The sequence below is a fragment of the Cupriavidus sp. 01L46 genome (genome assembly GCF_056399905.1).
In genome coordinates, this window is sequence record NZ_JBFTSF010000382.1 from 1 (window position 1) to 5,279 (window position 5,279).

Annotated in this window: 6 protein-coding genes and 1 pseudogene; 6 read left to right on the plus strand and 1 reads right to left on the minus strand. The window is 65.6% G+C overall.

The window, feature by feature from the left end:
- The 4 genes from ccoP to AC1DS3_RS34835 form a co-directional block, all read left to right on the plus strand.
- Positions 1-533: cytochrome-c oxidase, cbb3-type subunit III (ccoP, locus tag AC1DS3_RS34820; protein ID WP_477128972.1), on the plus strand; the 533-nt coding region annotated here is incomplete at its 5' end.
- A 55-nt stretch (positions 534-588) separates the two neighbouring features.
- Entirely contained in the window at positions 589-2,088 is a 1,500-nt protein-coding gene (gene ccoG / locus AC1DS3_RS34825; protein ID WP_477128973.1) for a cytochrome c oxidase accessory protein CcoG, read from the plus strand.
- A gap of 70 nt (positions 2,089-2,158) precedes the next feature.
- The gene (locus AC1DS3_RS34830; RefSeq protein ID WP_043347331.1) at positions 2,159-2,377 is read left to right on the plus strand and encodes a membrane protein; all 219 of its coding nucleotides are present in this window, start codon (positions 2,159-2,161) and stop codon (positions 2,375-2,377) included.
- A gap of 2 nt (positions 2,378-2,379) precedes the next feature.
- Positions 2,380-2,625, plus strand: coding sequence for a hypothetical protein (locus AC1DS3_RS34835; protein WP_441641147.1), 246 nt, complete (start codon positions 2,380-2,382; stop codon positions 2,623-2,625).
- Between the two features lie 86 nt (positions 2,626-2,711).
- Here AC1DS3_RS34835 and fnr read toward each other — a convergent pair whose 3' ends face one another.
- Complete coding sequence (fnr, locus tag AC1DS3_RS34840) at positions 2,712-3,437, minus strand: fumarate/nitrate reduction transcriptional regulator Fnr (RefSeq protein WP_150990999.1); 726 nt, start codon at positions 3,435-3,437, stop codon at positions 2,712-2,714.
- 298 nt (positions 3,438-3,735) lie between these two features.
- Here fnr and AC1DS3_RS34845 point away from each other — a divergent pair, with 298 nt between their 5' ends.
- Both AC1DS3_RS34845 and AC1DS3_RS34850 read left to right on the plus strand, forming a co-directional pair.
- Positions 3,736-4,500, plus strand: a complete 765-nt coding sequence (locus AC1DS3_RS34845; RefSeq protein WP_477128974.1) for a sulfite exporter TauE/SafE family protein — start codon at positions 3,736-3,738, stop codon at positions 4,498-4,500.
- A gap of 591 nt (positions 4,501-5,091) precedes the next feature.
- Positions 5,092-5,279: pseudogene (locus AC1DS3_RS34850) on the plus strand (SMC-Scp complex subunit ScpB); the annotation flags it as partial.

Here is a 5,279-nt window from a genome sequence, read left to right on the forward strand (position 1 = left end):
AGATCGGGCAACGCCTGTTTCTCAACTACTGCGCGCAATGCCACGGTTCCGATGCGCGCGGCAGCCACGGCTTTCCCAACCTGACCGACAACGACTGGCTGTACGGCGGGGAGCCCGAGACCATCACGCAGACCATTACCAAGGGCCGCAACGGCGTGATGCCGTCGTTCGCCTCGACCATCGACGGCAAGCTCGCTGGCGACGTGGCGCAATACGTGCGTTCGCTGTCCGGCCTGTCTTACGACCCGATCCGCGCCTCGCGCGGCGAGAGCACGTTCAAGTCCACCTGCGCGGCCTGCCATGGCTCCAGCGGCAAGGGCAACCAGGCGCTTGGCGCGCCTAACCTGTCGGACCGCGTGTGGCTGTACGGCAGCTCGGAGGCGAACATCGTCGACGCCATCCTGAAGGGCCATAACAACCATATGCCGGCGCACGAGGAAATCCTCACGCCGGAGCGTATCCGCATGTTGACGGCCTATGTCTGGGGCCTGTCCAACACCGGTGGCGGTGCAGGCGAAGGGGGCAAGCAATGAGCCACCACGCTTGTGCTTGTCAGCCGGGCCGGCACCGCGGCGGGGGTGTTCGCTCATGAACGCCCCCGGACCGGAGCCGCTTCAAAGGAACGGGGCCGCGTGGGCGCCGCTGCGAGCGCCCACGCCTGGCGCGGCTGACGCGGAAACGTCGGACGAGACCCTGTACGAAGTCCGCCGCAAGATCTATCCGCGCTCGGTGTCGGGTGCGTTCTCGAACTGGCGGGTCTGGATGGTGGTCCTGACCCAGCTGTTCTTCTATGGCATGCCCTGGCTGCAGTGGAATGGCCGCCAGGCCATGTTGTTCGATCTCGGCGCGCGCAAGTTCTATATATTCGGCCTGGTGCTGTGGCCCCAGGACGTGATCTACCTTGCCGTGCTGCTGGTGATCTCCGCGGTGTCGCTGTTTCTCTTCACGGCGATCGCGGGGCGGCTGTTCTGCGGCTACGCGTGTCCGCAGACCGTGTACACCGAGATCTTCATGTGGATCGAGCGGCATGTGGAAGGCGACCGCTTTGCCCGCATCCGCCTGGACGGCGATCCTTGGAGCGCGCGCAAGCTGCGCCTTAAGGCCACCAAGCACACGCTCTGGRTSGTGATCGCSCTRTGGACSGGCTTYACSTTCGTCGGCTATTTCTCGCCCATTCGCACGCTCGGCGCGCAAGTGCTGAGCCTCTCGCTGGGCCCGTGGCAGACGTTCTGGATGCTGTTTTACTCGTTTGCCACCTGGGGCAACGCCGGCTTCATGCGCGAGMAGGTCTGCAAGTACATGTGCCCGTATGCGCGCTTCCAGAGCGTGATGGTGGATCGCGACACCTATGTGGTCACCTATGACGTGGGCCGCGGCGAACCGCGCGGCAGCCGCTCGCGCAAGGCGGACCACAAGGCCGCCGGGCTGGGCTCGTGCGTGAATTGCAGCATCTGCGTGCAGGTCTGTCCCACTGGCATCGATATCCGAGATGGCCTGCAGTACGACTGCATTGGCTGCGGCGCGTGTATCGACGCCTGCAACCAGGTCATGGACAAGATGGCCTACCCGCGCGGGCTGATCCGCTATACGTCCGAGAACGCCATGCGCAGCGCGCTCTCCGAGACCGTGGCGCGCAAGCGCCTGGTGCGGCCGCGCACGGTGATCTACTCGGTGATATGGCTGGCGCTGGTCGCCGGCTTCATGGCCTCGCTGGCCATGCGCACGCCGCTCAAGGTCGATATCATCCGCGACCGCGGCGCGCTGGGGCGTGAGGTGGAAGGGCGCTGGATCGAGAACGTGTACCGGCTGCAGCTGATCAACACGACCGAGGCACCGATGCGCGTCGCCGTCAGCGCGGGCAGCGGCGAGCTCAAGGGCCTGGCCGTGGAATATGATCACGCTGCCGGCAACCTGGAACCCACATCCAATCGCCTGATTCCCATCCGGGTGCGCGTGCCGATCGAGTCCGCGGCGCAGGGCACGCACAAGATCGAGGTCACGGTCACCGCGGTGCCCGACGAGGGCGCGGGCAGCCATGGCGCAGAGATTCGACAGAGCACCAGCTTTATCGTGCCGCGCAATCTATGAGGCGGCGGGGACGCTGGATGCACCAATCCGTACGCAACATACGGGATCTAGATCTAGAGGAGGAGGCCAGATGACGCAGCAAAGCAATCCCTGGTGGAAGGAGCCATGGCCGTGGCTGCTGATGAGTGGGCCGTTCGTGGCCATGGTGGCCTGCGGGGTCACGATCTGGCTGGCTATGACCCACCCGGATCCACCCATTGAGGAAGGGGTGGCGCGCCACGGCCTGGTGGTCGAGAAGGCGGGCAGCGCGGCACGCCAGGCAGCGCCGGTCGCGGCGCAAGCGAGGTGATCATGAGACTACGCTGGCTGATGTGGGTGCTGTGGCCCGCTTTCCTGGTCGCCGGGCTGACCACCGCGCTGGTATTCTCCATGGTCGATCCCGGCGACCTGCGCTTCTTCGGCCAGCCGGTCGATGCATCGCGGGAGGCGGTCTACACCGTGGGCTTCCTGATCGCGTGGGTGCTGTGCGCGCTGTCGAGCGGCTTGACGCTGTACACCATGCCCACGCGGCTGGCGGACACGGACGAGCTGGAGTGATTGCGATGCGCGCCTTGCCGGTTCAGGCCAGCAGGCGCGGCATCGCGGCGTGCCGCCGCGGGCGAGGGCGGCCCGCGACGAGCACGTCAGCAGGATTTGTTGACGATCTGCTTGATCCCCACCATGTCGACCAGCTTGACGTGCCGCTGGCGGATCTGGATCAGGCCGGCTTCCGCAAAGCGCGAGAACAGGCGGCTGACGGTTTCGAGCTTGAGCCCCAGGTAGCTGCCGATTTCCTCGCGGCTCATGCGCAGCACGAACTCGGAGGCCGAATAGCCGCGCGCGGACAAGCGCTCGGACAGGTTGATCAGGAAAGCGGCAAGCCGCTCCTCGGCGCGCATCGATCCGAGTGTGATCAACATGACCTGGTCCTGCGAGATCTCCTTGCTCATCAGGCGCATGAACTGGTGCTGCAGGGAAGGCAGGACGTTGGACAACGTCTGGAGATCGCCGAAGCGCACCACGCAGACTTCGGTATCTTCCAGCGCGGTGGCATCCGACGCGTGCTGCATCTCGCCGAGGCCGTCAAGGCCGACGACTTCGCCGGGAAGGTGGAAGCCCGTGATCTGCGAGCGGCCGTCTTCCATTGTCAGGTGGGTCTTGAGCGTGCCGAAGCGGATCGCGTAGACGGCGGTGAGAGGATCGCCGAGGCGGTACAGGGTTTCGCCCTTGCGTACGCGCACCCGGTCCTGGACCAGCGTATCCATCTTTTCGAGGTCCTGCTGCGACATGCCGACGGGCAGGCAGAGCTGGCCGAGCGAGCAAGTGGAGCAGCGGGGCGACATCTCGGTAATGGGAATGGTGGTGAGCAATTGGGGCCTGTCGGTTTAGCGCAGTCAATCAAGCGCGATGTGGCAGGCGCATTGAGTTGAGAGCTTGACGTTGAGAGTCGTCGATTGGAAGCGCCATCCACATCGGCCTGGCGCGCGGGTCTTGCGGCAGTGCGCTATCTGTGCAGCGCGGCTTGCCGTGCCCGTCGTCATGTTGTGCGAGCGCGCTGGTGTGCGCGGGCGCAAGGCCTCATGTTGATAGCGCCTCTTGGAGCTGCGGGGGCGCGTTCGACGCATTTTACCGCGCCGGACGTTGCGATTGTGTGATTGGGAGGAGAAGTTGACCATAGGCGTGCTTATCAGCGTATTTACCCTGGCTTTGCTGGGCGGCGTGCACTGCGCCGCCATGTGCGGCGGGATCGCGCTGGCGGCGGAGCAGGGCGGCGTTGCGCGCGTGCCTGCCACGGTGCTCCGGCGTCCCGGCCATTGGTTGCTGGAACTGCTTGTCATGCATGCCGGGCGGCTTAGCATGTATGCGGTGCTGGGGGCCTTGCTGGGCGCCCTGGGCGCTGGCGTCTGGGGGGCGCAGTACCTGCCGCTGCAGCGCTGGCTGTTTGGGATCGGCAGTGTGATGCTGGTGTTGTCGGGCTTGTGGATGTTGCGCGGGCGCACCATGGGTACGGGTTGGCTGGAGCGGCTCGCCGCCCGTGGCGCGGGCGGCTTGCTGCGCGGCCTTGGCGCCGTCGGGGCGCGCTTGCCGGCTGCGGCCCGGGCGCAGGGGCAGGGCCRGTTGCTGCGCCGCTACGGCATGGGGCTGGCCTGGGGGCTGGTCCCGTGCGGCATGGTGTACGGCGCCCTTGCCATGGCATTGCTGGCCGGCAATGCCGCGTCGGGCGCGCTGGTGATGGCCGTGTTTGGCCTGGGCACCCTGCCGAATCTGCTGGTGATCTCGGGCCTGTCCGGCTATCTCAGGCAGCTTTCGCGGCGCCCGGCGTTGCGGGCTGGCGCTGGCCTTGCGGTGGTGGCCTTTGGCTTGGCCGGGGTGGCGCGCGCGCTGCTTTTGCCTGAGACGCTTGCCGCGCACGGATTCTGTCTGGTCTTCTGAAGCGCTGTTTCGTGGTGTATCTGTCACTTCCTTGCTGAGGTAGCTGTGCGAATCGGTTGCAGGTTTGCCAGGGAATGCCATACAATCGCAAGAACAGCGATATCGCGCAGCGTACTTCATCGTGGCATCGTCAGGTAGCATCCGCTGCTCAGGGATGCATGCCAGGAACACCAAGGCAGGCATCAGCGCCAGGGACCGTTCCCCATCCGCCGTCCGGTTCACAAGATTCGGTTCAAAAGACCAGCTACGGCAGGGCGGGGTGAAATAGGCCAGCAGGCCCGATATCCGTATTTTCTTGCACCCGGCGCGTTCGATGATAGACGCCGCGCCGGACAGGTCCGCCACATCAGGGGGAAGGCGCGACGCAAGGGCTCCGTCGACTGGCAGATAAAGCCGGTGGCCGGGCGATCTCCTGCCGGTCAGGTCCGGCACCCGATGCAATAGAAGAAGGCGCACGGCTGGCATGCATCAAGCATGCGGTTGGCTGCGCGGCCAGATGGCGGTGGCAATCCCTACCGCTGAACCCGCAATCTCCAGTGCGCCCGGGATCAACCGGGGCGCAGGTGCAAAGACAGGCTGCACGCAATCAACATGAATACCCAAGAGGCGAAGATCGTCCTCGAGACCGCGCTGATCTGCGCGCAGGAACCCTTGCGCGTCAATGACTTGCGCCGGCTGTTTGCCGACGACGTCGGTGCCGACACCATTCGCGTGCTGCTCGAAGAGCTGCGCCGCGACTGGGAGCAGCGCGGCGTGGAACTCGTGGCACTGGCCAGTGG